General features: G+C 66.3%; 18 protein-coding genes and 1 tRNA gene. 8 read left to right on the top strand and 11 right to left on the bottom strand.

The window, feature by feature from the left end; genetic code table 11:
- Positions 1–61: 61 nt before the first annotated feature.
- The gene (locus KZ498_RS04050; RefSeq protein ID WP_312617005.1) at positions 62–490 is read left to right on the top strand and encodes a VOC family protein; all 429 of its coding nucleotides are present in this window, start codon (positions 62–64) and stop codon (positions 488–490) included.
- 45 nt (positions 491–535) lie between these two features.
- Here the strand turns inward: KZ498_RS04050 and KZ498_RS04045 are convergent, their stop codons facing one another.
- Together KZ498_RS04045 and KZ498_RS04040 are read right to left on the bottom strand one after the other, a co-directional pair.
- A complete protein-coding gene (locus tag KZ498_RS04045; RefSeq protein ID WP_312617003.1) occupies positions 536–1,150 on the bottom strand; it encodes a DNA-binding protein in 615 nt (204 codons plus the stop codon).
- Entirely contained in the window at positions 1,151–2,092 is a 942-nt protein-coding gene (locus KZ498_RS04040) for a replication factor A (protein WP_312617002.1), read from the bottom strand.
- A 169-nt stretch (positions 2,093–2,261) separates the two neighbouring features.
- Between KZ498_RS04040 and KZ498_RS04035 the strand changes: the two genes are divergently transcribed.
- The gene (locus KZ498_RS04035; protein WP_312617001.1) at positions 2,262–2,546 is read left to right on the top strand and encodes a hypothetical protein; all 285 of its coding nucleotides are present in this window, start codon (positions 2,262–2,264) and stop codon (positions 2,544–2,546) included.
- 82 nt (positions 2,547–2,628) lie between these two features.
- The gene (locus KZ498_RS04030) at positions 2,629–3,621 is read left to right on the top strand and encodes a sugar phosphate nucleotidyltransferase (protein ID WP_312616999.1); all 993 of its coding nucleotides are present in this window, start codon (positions 2,629–2,631) and stop codon (positions 3,619–3,621) included.
- 21 nt (positions 3,622–3,642) lie between these two features.
- On the opposite strand, the gene KZ498_RS04025 is transcribed toward KZ498_RS04030, so the two are convergent.
- Together KZ498_RS04025 and KZ498_RS04020 are read right to left on the bottom strand one after the other, a co-directional pair.
- Complete coding sequence (locus KZ498_RS04025) at positions 3,643–4,425, bottom strand: SDR family oxidoreductase (protein WP_312616998.1); 783 nt, start codon at positions 4,423–4,425, stop codon at positions 3,643–3,645.
- Between the two features lie 76 nt (positions 4,426–4,501).
- Positions 4,502–4,954, bottom strand: a complete 453-nt coding sequence (locus KZ498_RS04020) for a TRAM domain-containing protein (RefSeq protein ID WP_312616996.1) — start codon at positions 4,952–4,954, stop codon at positions 4,502–4,504.
- Positions 4,955–5,099: 145 nt separating this feature from the next.
- On the opposite strand from KZ498_RS04020, the gene KZ498_RS04015 reads away from it, so the two are divergent.
- Both KZ498_RS04015 and KZ498_RS04010 read left to right on the top strand, forming a co-directional pair.
- Positions 5,100–6,551, top strand: a complete 1,452-nt coding sequence (locus KZ498_RS04015) for a hypothetical protein (protein WP_312616994.1) — start codon at positions 5,100–5,102, stop codon at positions 6,549–6,551.
- Positions 6,552–6,675: 124 nt separating this feature from the next.
- A complete protein-coding gene (locus KZ498_RS04010) occupies positions 6,676–7,038 on the top strand; it encodes a group 1 truncated hemoglobin (protein ID WP_312616992.1) in 363 nt (120 codons plus the stop codon).
- A gap of 696 nt (positions 7,039–7,734) precedes the next feature.
- Here the strand turns inward: KZ498_RS04010 and KZ498_RS04005 are convergent.
- From KZ498_RS04005 to KZ498_RS03985, 5 genes are all read right to left on the bottom strand, one after another.
- Positions 7,735–7,839, bottom strand: a tRNA-Arg gene (locus KZ498_RS04005).
- A 54-nt stretch (positions 7,840–7,893) separates the two neighbouring features.
- Positions 7,894–8,190, bottom strand: coding sequence for a hypothetical protein (locus KZ498_RS04000; protein WP_312616991.1), 297 nt, complete (start codon positions 8,188–8,190; stop codon positions 7,894–7,896).
- Positions 8,190–9,287 (bottom strand): DUF373 family protein, encoded by a 1,098-nt coding sequence (locus tag KZ498_RS03995; protein WP_312616990.1) that lies wholly within the window; start codon positions 9,285–9,287, stop codon positions 8,190–8,192. Before KZ498_RS03995 ends, KZ498_RS04000 begins: the two co-directional genes overlap by 1 nt.
- Positions 9,288–9,332: 45 nt before the next feature.
- Positions 9,333–9,833 carry a phosphate-starvation-inducible PsiE family protein gene (locus KZ498_RS03990; protein ID WP_312616989.1) on the bottom strand — a complete coding sequence of 167 codons (501 nt, stop codon included), beginning with the start codon at positions 9,831–9,833 and terminating at the stop codon, positions 9,333–9,335.
- Between the two features lie 37 nt (positions 9,834–9,870).
- Complete coding sequence (locus KZ498_RS03985; RefSeq protein ID WP_312616987.1) at positions 9,871–11,214, bottom strand: MFS transporter; 1,344 nt, start codon at positions 11,212–11,214, stop codon at positions 9,871–9,873.
- 134 nt (positions 11,215–11,348) lie between these two features.
- On the opposite strand from KZ498_RS03985, the gene KZ498_RS03980 reads away from it, so the two are divergent.
- Positions 11,349–12,377: a radical SAM protein gene (locus KZ498_RS03980; protein WP_312616985.1), complete on the top strand. Its 1,029-nt coding sequence runs from the start codon at positions 11,349–11,351 to the stop codon at positions 12,375–12,377.
- 275 nt (positions 12,378–12,652) lie between these two features.
- A complete protein-coding gene (locus KZ498_RS03975; protein ID WP_312616983.1) occupies positions 12,653–13,492 on the top strand; it encodes a DUF1109 domain-containing protein in 840 nt (279 codons plus the stop codon).
- Here KZ498_RS03975 and KZ498_RS03970 read toward each other — a convergent pair whose 3' ends face one another.
- Complete coding sequence (locus KZ498_RS03970) at positions 13,493–13,813, bottom strand: zinc ribbon domain-containing protein (protein ID WP_312616981.1); 321 nt, start codon at positions 13,811–13,813, stop codon at positions 13,493–13,495.
- A gap of 107 nt (positions 13,814–13,920) precedes the next feature.
- Between KZ498_RS03970 and KZ498_RS03965 the strand changes: the two genes are divergently transcribed.
- Positions 13,921–14,436 (top strand): DUF21 domain-containing protein, encoded by a 516-nt coding sequence (locus tag KZ498_RS03965; protein WP_312616980.1) that lies wholly within the window; start codon positions 13,921–13,923, stop codon positions 14,434–14,436.
- An 11-nt stretch (positions 14,437–14,447) separates the two neighbouring features.
- Here KZ498_RS03965 and KZ498_RS03960 read toward each other — a convergent pair whose 3' ends face one another.
- Positions 14,448–14,822: a YccF domain-containing protein gene (locus KZ498_RS03960; RefSeq protein WP_312617354.1), complete on the bottom strand. Its 375-nt coding sequence runs from the start codon at positions 14,820–14,822 to the stop codon at positions 14,448–14,450.
- Positions 14,823–14,889 lie beyond the last annotated feature (67 nt).

The raw sequence follows: 14,889 nt of genomic DNA, 5'->3' as shown, positions 1-14,889 counted from the left end.
CTAGCCGGCAACAGCGAACCGCTGTGATTTAACAGCCGGCCGGCCCCGCTTTCGGTCAGAGATGGCGACAGACATCGACGCGACCGCCCACCACTTCGGTATCATCGTCAGCGACCTGGACCGTGCCGTCGAGTTCTACCGCGACGTGCTCGGACTGGACGTCCTTACGCGATTTTCGGTCGGTGACGAGGCGTTCGGCACCGCCGTCGACATCGAGGGGGCCAGCGCCGAGCTGGTCCACCTCGACGCCGGCGACGTACGCCTGGAACTGGCGACCTACGAGCCAGAGGGCGAGGCGATGCCGGACCCGGAGCTCAACCGACCGGGGTCGACCCATCCCGGGCTGGTAGTCGACGACCTCGACGCCGTCGCCGACCGACTCCCCGACGCGGTCGAAACCCTGAGCGGTCCGCAGACGACCGAGAGCGGGACGACCATCATGTTCGTCGTCGACCCCGAGGGGAACCGCATCGAACTGCTTGAGACCTAGCGCCGGCAAAGCCCCCGCAGCCGAAAAAAACGGGCCGAAACCGGCTCAGTCCGCGCTGGCTTCGGTCTGCTCGTCCTGCAAGCTCTCGAGTGCACCGACGACCGACTGCCGGTAGTTCTCGATCGACAGTTGCTCGTACTCCTCGTCTGCCATCGCGATGTACTCGTCGGTGGCCGGGTCCTCGAGGTCGGCCTCGTTGTATCGCTTGATCCTATCGAGCGTGCGCTCGGCCGTCTCGACGACCCAGCGGTCCCGGGTCGCCTCGTCGACCTCCGAGATGGACTCGGGGCGAATCGAGACGTTCACGTCGCCCTCGTCGGTCTCGTAGGTGCGTGGCTTGCCGACGACAGCGACGTAGGCGGGCGGTTCCAGTTCGCGCAGCATCGACGCCGCGTCTGGCTGGTACTGCCCGGCGTACATGAAGAACGTGTCGCCGTTGGGGTCGACGACCCGACCCTGCCAGTACTCGCTGTCCTCGCCGACGTCTTCGGTCTCGGTGAGGGTGCCGACCAGGAACACGCGGTTGGCGCGCTGGCCGGTCGGGAGGAGGACGTACACCGGCGCACGGTCGTCGTCGGATTCCTTGAACGTGTAGCTCGCGTCGTTGAACTCGCGTGCGAAGACGCGCCGTGCGACCTCGCGGGTGGGTGTACTCGCCATCTAGATCGACCTCGCTTTGATGAGAATCTCGTCTGCATCCACGGCCCCGGTCAGTCGCTCCTGCTCGTCGGCGAGCAGGTAGCGGCCGAAGGTCGGGCCCCGAACGCGGTAGTACCGGCCGAGAATCTTCTGTCGCATCTCGTCTGCGACGACGGTCGTGTCGAGTGCGTCCATCGCCATCTCCTTTGCCTCTTCGAGGGTGATTCCGGTCAGTTCCTCGGTCGCCGCCTCGTCGAAGATGACCTCGGTGACCTCCTCACCGTCGTCGAGGACGCCCTTGATGCGGAGGTCGAACTCGCCTTCGACCTCGCCGTGTTCGCTACAGCGGCCGTTCTGGAGGACGCGCGTGCAGTCGTCTTCCGGACAGCGCTTGATGAGCCCGGAGCCGGACTGGATGTCGACCAGCGCGCCCTCGGCCTCGACGCTGTCGTCGCCGACCTCGATTTCTTCGTCGAGTTCCTCGATGGTCGTCGTCCGGTTGAGCTTCACGGAGAAGCGGCCCTGGTACTCGTCGGTGACGACGTTACGCAGGGCGTAGGACTTCCCCTCCTCCAGGGAGGGCAGGTCGGACTTCGACCACTTCGTGAACTTGATTGTGCCCGTCTCGTCGCCCAGCAGACCGACCTGGGCCACGGCGTCGGCGCGTGGCTCCCAGAGCTCGACGACCGTCGCGCGGACGTCGACCCACTCCTCGGGGGCGTCGACGTCGGCGACGTTCACCTGCTCGTTGCCGCCGCCACCGCCGCCCAGCTGGTCGCGGTCCATGCCGGCCTCGTCGAGGTACGTGTTGACGACGCTCCGACGGGCCTCACTGATGGGGACCTGGTAATCGTTGACCAGCGTATCGAGGCGGTCGACGACGTCGTCGACGTCGATCTCTAGCTGGTCGGAAAACTGCTCGTGTATCTCTGTCGCGTGGGTACGCAAATCTGACTCAGTCATTGGCTTTCACTGTCTCCGCCTGGTTTTCGTTGGGAGACAGTCGACGGTTGGTCGTCTTCGGTAATAAACACTCGCCCAGCGGAGTGAAAGTGAAAACCGAGTGTGGTGTCGTCGTTGCGGGCGAGGACCACGCGAGAAGATTGATTTGTCGCGGGACACAACGGGTGGTATGGCCGACGACGACCGACTCGCGCGGCTCATCCGGGATACGTTACGGTCGGCCGAGCAGCAACTCTCCGACGCGAAGAAGGCCTATCAGAACGGCAAACGGTCGGCGAAGGCCGGCCTGCCCAGAGACGAGGAGGGACGGGCCCGCATCGTCTGTCGCCGCCACGCCGAGTACCGGGCGGTGTCGATGGACGAGCAGCGGCGGCCAGTGTGTTACGACGCGGAGAACCCGGACTGCCAGGGCTGTGTCGAGGACATCAGGGACGGCACGATAGAGACGTGGTGAGTGGCTGCCGGCGACGGATTCGTCCTGTCCTCGACACGCTCGGCAGTACAACACTTTAGCATCGTCCGGGTGAAGCCCAGGTATGGAGCGACCAATCGTCGCGCTCGTCCTCGCCGGGGGGACCGGAACGCGTCTGTATCCGGCGAGTCGGAGCGACCGGCCCAAGCAGTTTCTCTCCTTTGGCCGGGACCAGTCGCTGCTCGCCGAGACTGTCAGCCGGGTCGGGTTCGCGGACGAGACGTACGTGTTGACACGGGAGTCATTCGCCGACGGGGTGCGGGAGCGCGCCCCGAGTGCGGCGGTGTTGACCGAGCCGGAGCCGAAAGACACCGGGCCGGCGCTTCTGTACGGGGCCCACCGCATCCGCGAGCAGGTCGGCGACTGCGTCCTGTTGTGTCTGCCGAGCGACCACCGGATCTCGGGGCCGTTCGAGACGGTCGCACGGACGGCCGCGCGCGTCGCAGTTGAAACGGACGGGCTCGTCACCGTCGGCATCGATCCGGACCGGCCGGCGACCGGCTACGGTTACATCAAGCCCGGGCCATCCGAGAACGGCTTCGCGCCGGTCGAAACGTTCCACGAGAAGCCCGACCGGGAGACGGCGACGGAGTACGTCCGGGAGGGGTTCTACTGGAACGCCGGCCTGTTCGCGTGGACGCCGACCGCCCTCCTGTCGGCCGCGGCGTCCTCGCCGCTTGCACCCATGGTCGAGCGGCTAGAGGAGGACCCCGGAGCGGCGTTCGACGCCGTCGACCCGGTGAGCATCGACTACGCCGTGCTCGAAGACGCCAAGAACGCCTTCGTCGTCCCGGCGGCGCTGGACTGGGACGACCTCGGGTCGTGGGACGCCTTCGAGCGTGTCCTCGACAGCCAGAACGGGAACGCGCTGCTGGGTGATGCAGTCACCGTCGACGCCGCGGGGAACGTGCTTGCAAGCGACGGCCACGTCAGCGCCGTCGGCGTCGAAGACCTGGTGGTAGCGTCCTTCGACGACCGGACGCTGGTCGTCCCGAAAGACGAGGCCCAGCGAGTTCGCGAGGTGGTCGCAGAACTCCGGGCCGACGGGCAGTTCTGAGCGGCCCGGCGGCCGGGAGCGTTAGCTCCGCATCGCGCCGCCGTCGATGGGCAGGGCCGTCCCGGTGACGTAGGAGGACCGGGCCGACGAGAGGAAGGCGACGACGTCACCGAGTTCCTCCGGGCGGCCGACACGCTCCAGGGGCGCGTCGGACCAGGATTCGATGCCCTCTTCGTAGGAGTCGTACTCGCCGCGTTCGACGGCCGCCTCGACGAGTTCTTCGATTCGGTCCGTCTCGTGTGCGCCGGGCAGGACCGCGTTCACGCGGACCTCCGGCGCGAACTCGCGGGCCTGGGTCTTCATCAGGCCGATGACGGCGCGACGGACGGCGTTCGAGAGCACCAGGTCGTCGATGACCTCCCGGACGGAGCGGGAGGTGATGTTGACGATCGTGCCGGCCCCGGAGTCCCGGAGGTAGGGGTACGCGGTCCGGGTGGTCCAGACGGCGCTCATCACCAGCAGGTCGTAGGCGCTGTACCACTCCCGCTCCGTTGCCTCCATGAACGGCCCGGGGGCCGGACCGCCGGCGCTGGTGACGACGTGGTCGAGGCCGCCGAAGCTGTCGACGGTCTCCTCGACGAGCGCCTCGATCTGGTCAGGGTCAGTGATGTCGGCCGTCACAGCCAGGACGTCGCCGTCGCCGATCGATTCGAGCCGGGCCCGGGTCTCGTCGACGTGGTCCGGCGTCTGGCCGCAGACGGCCACGTCGGCCCCTTCCGCGGCGAGGGATTCGGCGCTCGCGAGCCCGAGTCCGCTTGTCGCGGCGGTACACAGCGCTGCGTTGCCATCGAGTTCGAGGTCCATGTCCGGAAGAAGTACCGACTGTCTCAAAGAAGTCCCGCTCGCTGACTGTCCCGTTGGCTGGTTCCCGCGGGCTGTCCTAGCTGCCCCAGAAGTTGTCCCGGCTCCCGAGACGCCGGCCGTCGTCGTCCGCGTCGTTGCCCGTCTCTTCAGCATCGGCATCGCCCTCGTCCGTCTCGGCCTCCGAGAGCTCCTCGTCCATCTCCAGTCGTTCGATCTCCTCGGCCCGGGCGTGGTTCGAATGGACCTTCGTCACCTTGACCAGCGAGCGGGCCGGCGGAAGCACGCCGTCGACCATGATGATGAAGCCGTCCTCGGTCCGTCCGACACCGGCACCGCTCTCGTGGATGTCCTCGACGTCGACGGCGACCTCCTCACCGATCTTGACTGGCTGGCTCTTGAGATCGGAGATCGGCTGATTGTAGTGATTGCACCACTCGGCACCGCCGCGGTCGCCGTAGTGGGTACAGCCCATCCCCTGGATTCGTTCGGTGAATTTGGGACAGTCGTCTGCGAGCGGACAGTCGGCCATATCAGGGGATAGCGTGGCCGCTGGCAAAACGCTTGCGACCCCACCCTAGCCCCGGGTAGCCCGTTATTACGTTTGAGATTTTCACCGGCACACACTTTACCGACTCTCGCTGGTTGCCGCGTAGCACTCGGCGGCACCCAGAGCTATGAGAACGCAGACAGTGGCAGGACTGGTTTGCCTCCTCTTGATCTGTACGTCCCCAGCTGCCCTCGGTGTCGAAGCGGGAACACCGACACAAATCGACACCGGCGACGCCGACAGCTCGATTTCTGTCCGGTACGCCATCGAGAGGCTGCCGAGCCAGACCGGTCGAGTGTGTGTGACAGCAACGATTGCGCGACCACAGCACGTCACCGGACTCTCGGTACGGACACCGGCGGAGACGACGGTCCTTCGAGCCGACGGACTCCGACCCGACGGCGACCGGTGGCGTATCAGCGATGATACTGAGACGGCACGGCTGACCTACACTGTGCCGGTCGGACTCACGACGACGTTCGGCCAGCGGACCGCCGACACCGACCGCTGGACGCTGCTGGCCAGACAGGAAGTGTCGCTGCGTGCCCGCTGGCGCTGGCACGTCGGGCCGCGGCCGGCGTGGAACGAGTCGCTCGCGCTCGCGGCCGGCCAGCGCGGTGTCGCCGGGGCCACAGCCGTCTACATCGGCCCCCACGAGAGAGAGACCAGAACAGTCGACGGCGACCGGATCACGCTCGTCGTCCCGGCGGCTGCGGACCTGCGACCCGGCCGTGCCGCCGTGCTGGACTCCATCAGCCACGCGAAGCGAGCCTCGACTGCCGGACCGGACCACGGCCACATCCGGGTGTTCGTCGCCCCGAACGAACTCGCGGCGGGCGGGTACACCCCGTCGAACGGCGAGTCGGACGTCATCGTCAACGCCGGCGAGCCCGTCCGGTCCCCGCTCAGCGTCTGGGTCCACGAGTACCGCCACACCCGACAGACCTTCGAGACGGCACCGGCGATGGACTGGCTCGAGGAGGGCAGCGCGGACTACCACACCGCGTTCTTCACCTACAGCGCGGGCGGCATCGACGAAAACCGGTTCCGGGAGCGGATTACGACCGAGCGCCACGAAACCGCCGACCTGACACGGCCCGATAGCTGGGACGGGCCGGGCGCACAGTACCACAAGGGGACACGCGTCGTCGCGGCCATCGACGCCCGTCTCCGGCAGGCGACCGACGGTGACCGAACGTTCGAGACCGTCCTCGACAGACTGACCCGGCAGGACGAACGGGTCACCCTCGCGCTGTTCGCCGAGACGGTGTCGGCTGTCGCCGGGGACGACCTCGACGCGTTTGTGCGGGAGAGTGTCACTGGCAACGCCCCCTCGGTCCCGGCCGACGCGCTCGCCGACCGAGACCTGCGACGAAGCGGCGCGGCAGATACGACCGACCGGCGGGCAAACGCCGCGCCGTCGGTCGATGACACTGCGGTCACAGCGACCAACCCCGCCGGCGGGAACAGGGACAGCCTCGACGCCGCCCGCCCAGTCACCGACCGCCACGGGGAGTGGACCGTGCTCGGGACGCTCGGCATGCTGTCGGTGCTACTGGCCCGTCGCCAGCGACCGTGACGCTCCCGGCTCTCGCTGTCCGCTCCGGAGGTCCCCCGAGCCACGGCGTCGCGTCCCGGCGGCGGTCCCGACCGAATATGTTCTTCCACAACTGTCATGCCGACTGCTTCCTTGCCAACCGACAATGGCATCACAGTCCATCTTCGAGCGGATCGGCGGTCGCGACGCGGTCGATGCGGTGGTCTCGGATTTCTACGACCGGGTGCTTGCGGACCCGGTGCTCGAACCGTACTTCGAGGAGACCGACATGGACCAGCTCCGCAGCCACCAGTCCCAGTTCATCAGCGCCGTCGCCGGCGGGCCGGTCGACTACGACGGGGACGACATGGAAACCGCCCACGAGGGCATGGGCATCACCGAAGAGGCATTCGGTGCTGTCGCGACCCACCTCGAAGCCGCGCTCCGGGAGAACGGCGTCCCCGACGACGACGTCGCGGCGATTCTCACGGAAGTCGCTGCCATGGAAGACGACATCGTGGAGGCGTAGACGGCCGGGCACCTGTCGATAAACAGCGTCGGTGCAGTCGGGCGACCGAACCCGGACTGTGTGGCGAAGCAAAGTGTCGCTGGAGCCCCTGGAGACCGAGACACCGACGACAGTCCCGGTGTTTCACCCATTTTTTCAAAACAACGGCTCGGTGTGAAAATGTCGCTGTTTCATACTCTTTGCCCGATAAGCCATTAGCGTGAAGGGTATGAAACCGTTACTTACCCCCCACTTGGGTTGCTGTGCCTCTGACAAGACATGCAAACCAACTCCGTAACGAGAGTAGTGTACCCTTCACTGCGATACACCGGGGAGCGTTTCACAGCGGACTAATCGGTGGCGACAGGCGTTTTTAGAGCAGCCAGCCGGTCACGGGCCGCTCGAAGGATAGTAGAGGGATGGTATCGATGACGCGTTCGCTTGCACCTGACGCTACGCTTCGGCCTGTAGCGTTGCTGTTCCCTGTACTATCGTTTGGGAATGACGGGGACGGTGAGATTCTCACTCGATGGCGAGACTCGCTTTCTCGTCTCGCGTAGTTCGACTCCCCTGCGTGCTGGGGTTCAGCACGCCTCGCATCGCTCGTCGGCGTCACGGGCACGGTGGGATTCTCACCCGATGCCAGACCTCGCTTCGTTCGGTCTGCCGTGGTTCGAACCCACGGTGTCGTTACTACTCACTGGCGTTCGCAGATAACGGGCACGGTGGGATTCGAACCCACGACCGTCGGATATCTTCCCCCGATGGCACAGCCAGCGGAGCTAGAAGTCCGACGCTCTATCCGGACTGAGCTACGTGCCCTCGATGTCGTGTACTTCCGGTGGTGACAAAAGAAATGCGAAACACAGTCGCCGGTCAGTCACCGTGGTCGAGGTCTTCCTCGACGTCATCGACCGTCGTGATAGCGTTCACGTTGCCGGTCTGTATCGCCGTCAGGCCGTCCAGATTGCAGAGAGCGTCGAGTTCGTCCTGCGTGGTCGAGATCAGGAGGTCGTCGAACTGGAGGTGGCGCTCGACGGTCGCGCCGGCGGCCGCCGCGGCCGCGGCGACGCGTTCGGGGTCGGCGTCGGGGGCCGTTTCGAGGACCAGGTCGACGGGCTCGCCCTCGATGGGGTCCACACGCAGACTCTCGACGGCACGGGAGACGTACATCACTCCGACGAGGGACCGCCGGGGCCTTGATTGTGCTGTTCGGGGCGGTCAAAACGGGCCTCTGCGACGGCGAAAGCCAGCGTACTGATGAGGCCCAGCAGCGTCCCGCCGGTGAGCATCACCGCGAGGTACTCCAGGTCCCGGACCCCGAGGAAGAAGGCGCTGACGGCGTGCAACACGACGGCGATCGAGAGGACGTAGAAGGGGGCGTTCAGATACCGCCAGCGGAAGCTCCCGTCGAGGTACTCGTCGGTCACGCGGCCGAGACTGGAGGTGATACCGGCGGCGGCGAACCACTGAATCGCGCCCGAGACCAGCGACGCGATCACTTCGAGGGCGTCGGGGTCCGTCTGGCGTTCGAGTTCCTGGACGCCGTTGACGCCGCCGATGGCGAGCAGTGCGGCCGCGACGACGTAGGTGATGATCGTCACGCGCCCGGCGTACAGCCCGGCCGTCGTTCGCTCGACCGCTTCGTCCAGTATCTTCTCGGCGCCGAGCCCGCGCGCGAGGATGTAGAGCCCAAGCAAACCGGAGATGACGCCCAGCGCGGAGCCGGGATACCCCAGCGCTTCGACGGCGATCGTCAGCGGGTAGATGAGCAGGAGGATGCCCAGCGGGACCAAGATTGTCCCGCGGGTCTCGGGGTCGTCGAGCACCTGCTTGATGGTGTAGTACATCGATTCGAGGTTCTGTGCCTGCCGGACGACGACGCGGCGGACGCCGTCGATGCGGACCCGCGAGCGGATGACGGGGACGACCGACTCGTCCTGTGCGCCGTCGGTGACCAGCAGCGCCCGCACGTCCTCGCTGGCCGCCAGCGACGCGAGGACGGTGTCGACCTCCTCGCCGACCGCCCGGTTGGCGGCGATGTCGCTCCCGTCGACGCCGGTGACGGCCGCGACTTCGACCGGTTCGTCGGTGATGCCGTCGTAGATGTGGACGCCCTCGAACAGGACGTTCACGTCGGAGTCCTCCGGGTCGTTCGAGGCCAGCGCCACCGCTGCGTCCACGACGGCGTCGCGCCCGATGACTGGCGTCTCGATGCCGGTCTTGCGGCCGAGGTCGTCGTCGAGGTCGATACACAGCACCAGCAGCATCTATCGGCGCTACGCCGTCTGTGTTTAACTTCTTTCGGGACTGTTTCACCCTGAGTCCGAGGGCGCTCCGCGTGTCCGCCGTTCGACGAGGAGCAGCGCGGCAAGCCCCAGAATGATTAGCGTGTACGCCGCTGCCGCGACGAACGCGGCCTGCTCGGAGGCGTACTCGCCGGTGCGGAAGATGATGGCCTTCCGGACCATCGCGATGACGCCCGTGTAGATGACCAGCCGGACGATGCGCCGGGTTTCGCTCTCCTGCGTGTACGCGACGACGGTCTGGTACACCTCGACGATAATGAAGAGGAGCAAGGCGGTGTCGATGAAACCGACGACGACCAGCGGATCGGTGATATCCCCCCGAACGGCGCTCTGGAATATCTGGAGGCCCAGGTCGAACACGCCGATAGCGAAGAGCAGAACCAGGACCAGCGCCGCGACGACCTCCACGTAACGGATAGCCGTCTCGCTGTATCCCAGCACCCTGTCGTCGAGCGTCTCTGCCTTCGGGAGCGCCCCACCGACCGGGTCTGTCTCCTCGTCATCCATACACACGAAACGGACCCCAGCCAATTCAAAGCGGTCCCTATCTGACATGGCCCGGGTCCGCCGGCCGCGGCTCGTAGGGCTCCTGTGTCACGCCCAGTCTGGCGACGAGCCACAGGACCGGGAACAGCAGGAGGCTGCCGAACACGAAGGGCGACCAGTAGCCGACGGCGAAGTACAGCCCGCCCATGACCGGCGGGCCGACGGTCCGGGCCAAGCTGCCAGCGCCCTGCGTGATACCGAAGGCGCTCCCCTGGACAGCCGCGCTGGCCCGCTGGGAGACCAGCGCCGTCAGCGTCACCGAGAGGATGCCGTTGCCGAGCGGCAACAGTGTCAATACGACCAGGAGGCCGAGCAGGTCGGCGGTGAGAAACGGGACGAGGACGGTCAGGTCTGGCAGGACCGAGCCGACGGCCCGCGAAGCCGGGATGGCACCGACGCCGACGACGAGCAGCCCGGTCCCGAAAAGCGAGAGCCGGACCGGGCTGTAGCGGGCCGAGAGCCGGCCGACGAGGACCCCCTGGGTGATGACCGCGAGGACGCCGATGTAGGTCAACAGGAGCGCGCTCTGGGCCGCGGTGTAGCCGTAGATGTCGGCGACGTAGGGGACGAACATCACCTGCACGCCGGAGAAGGCAAACGAGACCAGAAAGAAGGCCGCGAGTAGCGGGCGGAGGCCGGGGGTCGCCACCGCCGTCCGGAGCTGGGTAATCGACGAGGTGCGGTCGGTCGCTGTTGTGGTCTCCGAGACGGTTCTGGACTCCGGGAGGAACAGGAGGGCGACGAGCACGCCGGCCAGGCTCGCGGCCGCGGCGGCGAAGCTCGGGAGCGAGAACCGGGTTATCGGCACAGCTGCCGGCACGAGTCTGTCGACGGCGGCGACCGTGGCGTCGAAGCTCAACACCGCGCCGATGCCGGGGCCGAAGATGAACCCGAGGCCGAACGCGGCCCCGATAAAGCCCAGGGCGGCGGCCCGCCGTTCGGGCGGCGTCACGTCGGCGACGTAGGCCTGGGCCGTCGAGAGGTTGCCCCCCATCGCGCCGGCCAGCAGCCGGGAGAGAAACAGGAGCCACAGCGCGTCGGCCAGCCCGAACACCGTCCACGCGACGACGGAGCCACACAGCGACACCACAAGCACCGGACGGCGGCCGACGCGGTCCGACAGCGAGCCCAGAAGCGGCGCGAAGACGAACTGCATCGCGGAGTAGGAAGCAGCCAGCAGCCCGATGACGAACTCCGTCCCGCCCGGGAACGTGCGGGTGTAAAAGGGGAGAATGGGGATGATGATACCGAAGCCCAGCAGGTCCAGGAAGACGACGAAGAAGACGACCGCGAGGCCACGGCGGCGGCGGGACCCGGTGATACCGGCCCCGGTGTCTGTCATACGCACTCCTGGGTCGGGAAGCCGGATAAGAGCGCCGGGCTGGCAGGACAGCCAGGGAGACGACCCATGCCGTCCCATCCCACGCCAGGCCCGATGCGCACGCTTTTTCCCGCTGGGAGCGGTGGCTAGAGACAATGATTTCCGAGGGCTGCGAACAGTGCGCCAAAGGCGGCAAGATGGTGCTGTTCGTCTACGGCTACTGCGACCAGCGAGACTGCTTCTACTGTCCCCTCGGGGAGAACCGCAAGAACGTCACCCAGATGTACGCCAACGAGCGGCCCATCGAGGACGACACAGACGTCATCGAGGAGGCCAAGCGCATGAGCGCGCTCGGCACGTCTATCACGGGCGGCGAACCCCAGGAAGTCCTCGACCGGACCTGTCACTACCTGGAACTGTTGAAAGACGAGTTCGGCGAGGACCACCACACCCACCTCTACACCGGCATCCCCGGCGGCCGCGAGAACATGCGCCGCCTCTCGGAGGCCGGCCTCGACGAGATCCGTTTCCACCCGCCCTTAGAGCAGTGGGGCGACCTCCACGGGACCGAGTGGGAGGACATCCTCTACATCGCTCGCGAGGAGGGACTGACCCCCGCCTTCGAGATTCCGGGCATCCGGGCCGAAGAGGAGTTCCTCGACTTTCTGGACGAGGGCGCGGCGGACTTCTGTAACATCAACGAGTTCGAGATGTCCGACGGGAACTACCGCCGGATGCAGGAGGAGGGCTTCGAACTGAAAGAGGACCACATGAGCGCCGTCGAGGGGTCCCACGACATTCTGGAGACGATGGGCGACCACGAGAAGGTGTACTTCTGTACGAGCGTCTTCAAAGACGCCGCCCAGCACCGCTCGCGGCTCAAGCGGATGGCCCGCAACATCCGCCGGGAGTTCGACGACGTGACCGACGACGGGACGCTCGTCTACGGAAAGGCCTGGACCTCCGAAGCACGACTGGAGGCACTGGGCGTTCCCGAGGAGTACTACACCGTCAAGTCCGACCACGTCGAACTCGCCTGGTGGCTGCTGGAGGAGATGGTCGAGGAAGGCGACATCGAGAAGGGCGAGATCGTCGAACAGTACCCGACCTACGACGGGACGGTCGTCGAGCGGACGCCGCTGTCGGGCGGCGCGAGCGGCGACCGAGCCACCGCCGACGACTGACTGTGCGGCGAGCGATGCGAGGGTGAGCAGTGCGAACCCTCGATGCGAACGGGGAACGGAGTGACCCATGAGCGACGCGAGCCGTTTCACCGGACCGGACGGAGTGAGGGCCCACGTGTTTCAAGTCGAACGGAACCCTCGGTTCCGCTGACCGTGCGACCGGCGACGAAGTCGCCGTGAGCAGAGAGCGGGTCGCGCGTAGCGCGAACCCGATGCGAAAAAGGTGGATTGGCGGAGCTTTATCTGTCAGTCGAGCGAACAGCCGGTGACCCTCCATGCGCTTTGCCATCGACAGCGGCAAACTCCTGTACGCGCTCGGCGTCCTGTTCGCCGCGGCCGCCCTCCTGTATTTCATCCGGGACGTAGTGTTCGACCTCTCGATAACGGTGAAGGCGGCGCTGCTGTTGCTGGGTTTCGTCGCCGCTTTCACCGCGGGTGTGGCGGTCGAACGGGACGTCCTCGACGTGGTCGCGTTCGCCCTCAGCGGGGTGACCTACGTTGTCTTCGTCGGCTACGTCGTCGTTCGGTATCGACCCGGCGAGACGGGGACGTTTCTACTGCTTGCCGCCTCGGCGGCGCTGTTCGTCGGTCTCGGGTACGCACTGCGGGAGGGAATCCCGACGCCGTCGCGGCGAACGGCCGCAGTCGCACTCGGCGTCCTCCTGCTCGTCAGTGGCGTCCTCGTGGGTGCCGACGCGCTGACCGGTGGGGTGACCTACGGTGTCGAGACCAGCGATTCGGTCACCGTGTCGGTGCCGGACGCGGGGCAGGGTCCCGGCGGGTACCCGTACGTGACCCGGGAGATCGGGGCGGTCACCGCGTCGAACCCGTCGCCGTTCCTGCGGGCGCTGGCGCTGCCGACGCTGTCGGGCTGTCTGGTGGGGCCGACGGACCATCCCCGGGAGGGCGTGTACGTAGCCACCGACGCCCAGTGGGACGAAGATACTATCGGGGGCTCGACAACCAGGTCGTACACTCTCACCACCGAGTTGCCGATAGACCCGAATCGGACGGCGCCACAGACCTACGCCGTCGAGCAGGGGCTCGACTGTAGCGCCGAACGGGCCGAGCCGACGCTCGCGATTCAGGTCGGCGAGAGCGGGGAGTTCGACTGACTACTCGAGTTCCGTGAGACACTCCTGACAGTACGATGCGTCCTGCATGTTCGGCGTGCCACAGGCACCACAGGTCACGATTGACAGGTCTGTCTCCGATAACGGCGACGCCGAACCGTCGGTGAGTACGTCGACCGGGCGGTCACGCCCTGCCCCCGAGCGGTCCATGGTCTCGGCGCGCTGGGTGACCTGCTCGATGAGTTCGTCGTCACGCATCGCTTCGAGGCCGCGCCACAGCCCCAGAAACAGCAGCGTCGGCGCGACGATGACGAACAGGCCAGCGATGACGCGCAACGCCAGTTCCACCTGACCGAGTGGCATACTGTCACAATGGGCTGGAGCGTCGAGTATCCTTCGCCGCATCGGTCAGTCCGTGGAGCCTCAGACCGCGTCGACGGCTTCTTGCACCGTCTGGCTGAAGACAGCATATGAGTGGCCCTATTGTGACAGTCGGCGGCGGACTCGCTGTGGTCTTGCTCCTCGGGTTGAGCGCGTTCTTTTCCAGTTCGGAGATAGCAGTGTTCTCGCTACAGAAGGACTGGATAGCCCAACAGGCGGCGACGGGCGACCGACGCGCCCAGGTTCTACAGGAACTGTACGACAATCCACACCGCCTGCTTGTGACGCTGCTTGTCGGGAACAACATCGTCAACATCGCGATTTCGAGCATCATCACCGTCCTCGTCGCAAGCTATCTCTCGCCGGGGCCGGCGGTCGTCGCGACCACCGTCGTCACCAGCTTCCTCATCCTGATTTTCGGCGAGATCGTGCCGAAGGCGTTCGGCCTCGGCAACGCCCAGGACTGGGCGCTGACCGTCGCATCGCCGGTCCGGCTCGTCGAGCGCGTGCTCTCGCCGCTTATCACGCTGTTCGACGGCATCACCAGTCGCATAAACGCGCTCATTCCCATCGAAACGGACATCGAGAAGCCGTACCTGGATTGACGCCGGCCGGGTCAGTACTGGTACAGCGAGACGACGAAGGGGAGCTGGTTGTACATCCAGATCGCCAGCGGGAGACCGACGATTGTCAATGTCAGCGCGTACGCGACGCCGGTCCAGACGCCGCTGGCCCACCAGCCGACGAGGACGAACCAGACCGCGCGGACGAGCAGCGAGTACTGCGACCCCCCGTTAGTCCCCTCAACGAGGCGGTTGCGTCGCTTGAGCGTCAGGACCAGCGGCACCTTGTTTATCATCTTGATGCCCAGCGGGATGCCGATGATCGTGACGTTCAGGAACCACGCGACCGAGAGCCAGATGCCAGTCACCCACCAGCCGACGAGCAGGAACCACACCGCCCGGACGGGGAGGGACCGCTGTTCACTCATACCTGAACGTACCCCGTCGGGCATCATAAGCTTCCTGTCCAGCGTGAGAGGACAGAATCCGTCTTCG

The organism is Haloarcula sp. 1CSR25-25 (genome assembly GCF_032027985.1).
Lineage (GTDB): Archaea > Halobacteriota > Halobacteria > Halobacteriales > Haloarculaceae > Haloarcula.
This window is presented reverse-complemented; position numbering and strand designations above follow the sequence as displayed.

Coding starts and splice junctions, on each gene's coding strand:
- KZ498_RS04015 (WP_312616994.1), top strand. CDS start 5,100: ATGAGAACGCAGACAGTGGCAGGACTGGTTTGCCTCCTCTTGATCTGT.
- KZ498_RS04035 (WP_312617001.1), top strand. CDS start 2,262: ATGGCCGACGACGACCGACTCGCGCGGCTCATCCGGGATACGTTACGG.
- KZ498_RS04000 (WP_312616991.1), bottom strand. CDS start 8,190: ATGTACGTCTCCCGTGCCGTCGAGAGTCTGCGTGTGGACCCCATCGAG.
- KZ498_RS03990 (WP_312616989.1), bottom strand. CDS start 9,833: ATGGATGACGAGGAGACAGACCCGGTCGGTGGGGCGCTCCCGAAGGCA.
- KZ498_RS03970 (WP_312616981.1), bottom strand. CDS start 13,813: ATGCCACTCGGTCAGGTGGAACTGGCGTTGCGCGTCATCGCTGGCCTG.
- KZ498_RS03985 (WP_312616987.1), bottom strand. CDS start 11,214: ATGACAGACACCGGGGCCGGTATCACCGGGTCCCGCCGCCGCCGTGGC.
- KZ498_RS04040 (WP_312617002.1), bottom strand. CDS start 2,092: ATGACTGAGTCAGATTTGCGTACCCACGCGACAGAGATACACGAGCAG.
- KZ498_RS03995 (WP_312616990.1), bottom strand. CDS start 9,287: ATGCTGCTGGTGCTGTGTATCGACCTCGACGACGACCTCGGCCGCAAG.
- KZ498_RS03980 (WP_312616985.1), top strand. CDS start 11,349: ATGATTTCCGAGGGCTGCGAACAGTGCGCCAAAGGCGGCAAGATGGTG.
- KZ498_RS03965 (WP_312616980.1), top strand. CDS start 13,921: ATGAGTGGCCCTATTGTGACAGTCGGCGGCGGACTCGCTGTGGTCTTG.
- KZ498_RS03975 (WP_312616983.1), top strand. CDS start 12,653: ATGCGCTTTGCCATCGACAGCGGCAAACTCCTGTACGCGCTCGGCGTC.
- KZ498_RS04010 (WP_312616992.1), top strand. CDS start 6,676: ATGGCATCACAGTCCATCTTCGAGCGGATCGGCGGTCGCGACGCGGTC.
- KZ498_RS04045 (WP_312617003.1), bottom strand. CDS start 1,150: ATGGCGAGTACACCCACCCGCGAGGTCGCACGGCGCGTCTTCGCACGC.
- KZ498_RS04030 (WP_312616999.1), top strand. CDS start 2,629: ATGGAGCGACCAATCGTCGCGCTCGTCCTCGCCGGGGGGACCGGAACG.
- KZ498_RS04025 (WP_312616998.1), bottom strand. CDS start 4,425: ATGGACCTCGAACTCGATGGCAACGCAGCGCTGTGTACCGCCGCGACA.
- KZ498_RS04050 (WP_312617005.1), top strand. CDS start 62: ATGGCGACAGACATCGACGCGACCGCCCACCACTTCGGTATCATCGTC.
- KZ498_RS03960 (WP_312617354.1), bottom strand. CDS start 14,822: ATGAGTGAACAGCGGTCCCTCCCCGTCCGGGCGGTGTGGTTCCTGCTC.
- KZ498_RS04020 (WP_312616996.1), bottom strand. CDS start 4,954: ATGGCCGACTGTCCGCTCGCAGACGACTGTCCCAAATTCACCGAACGA.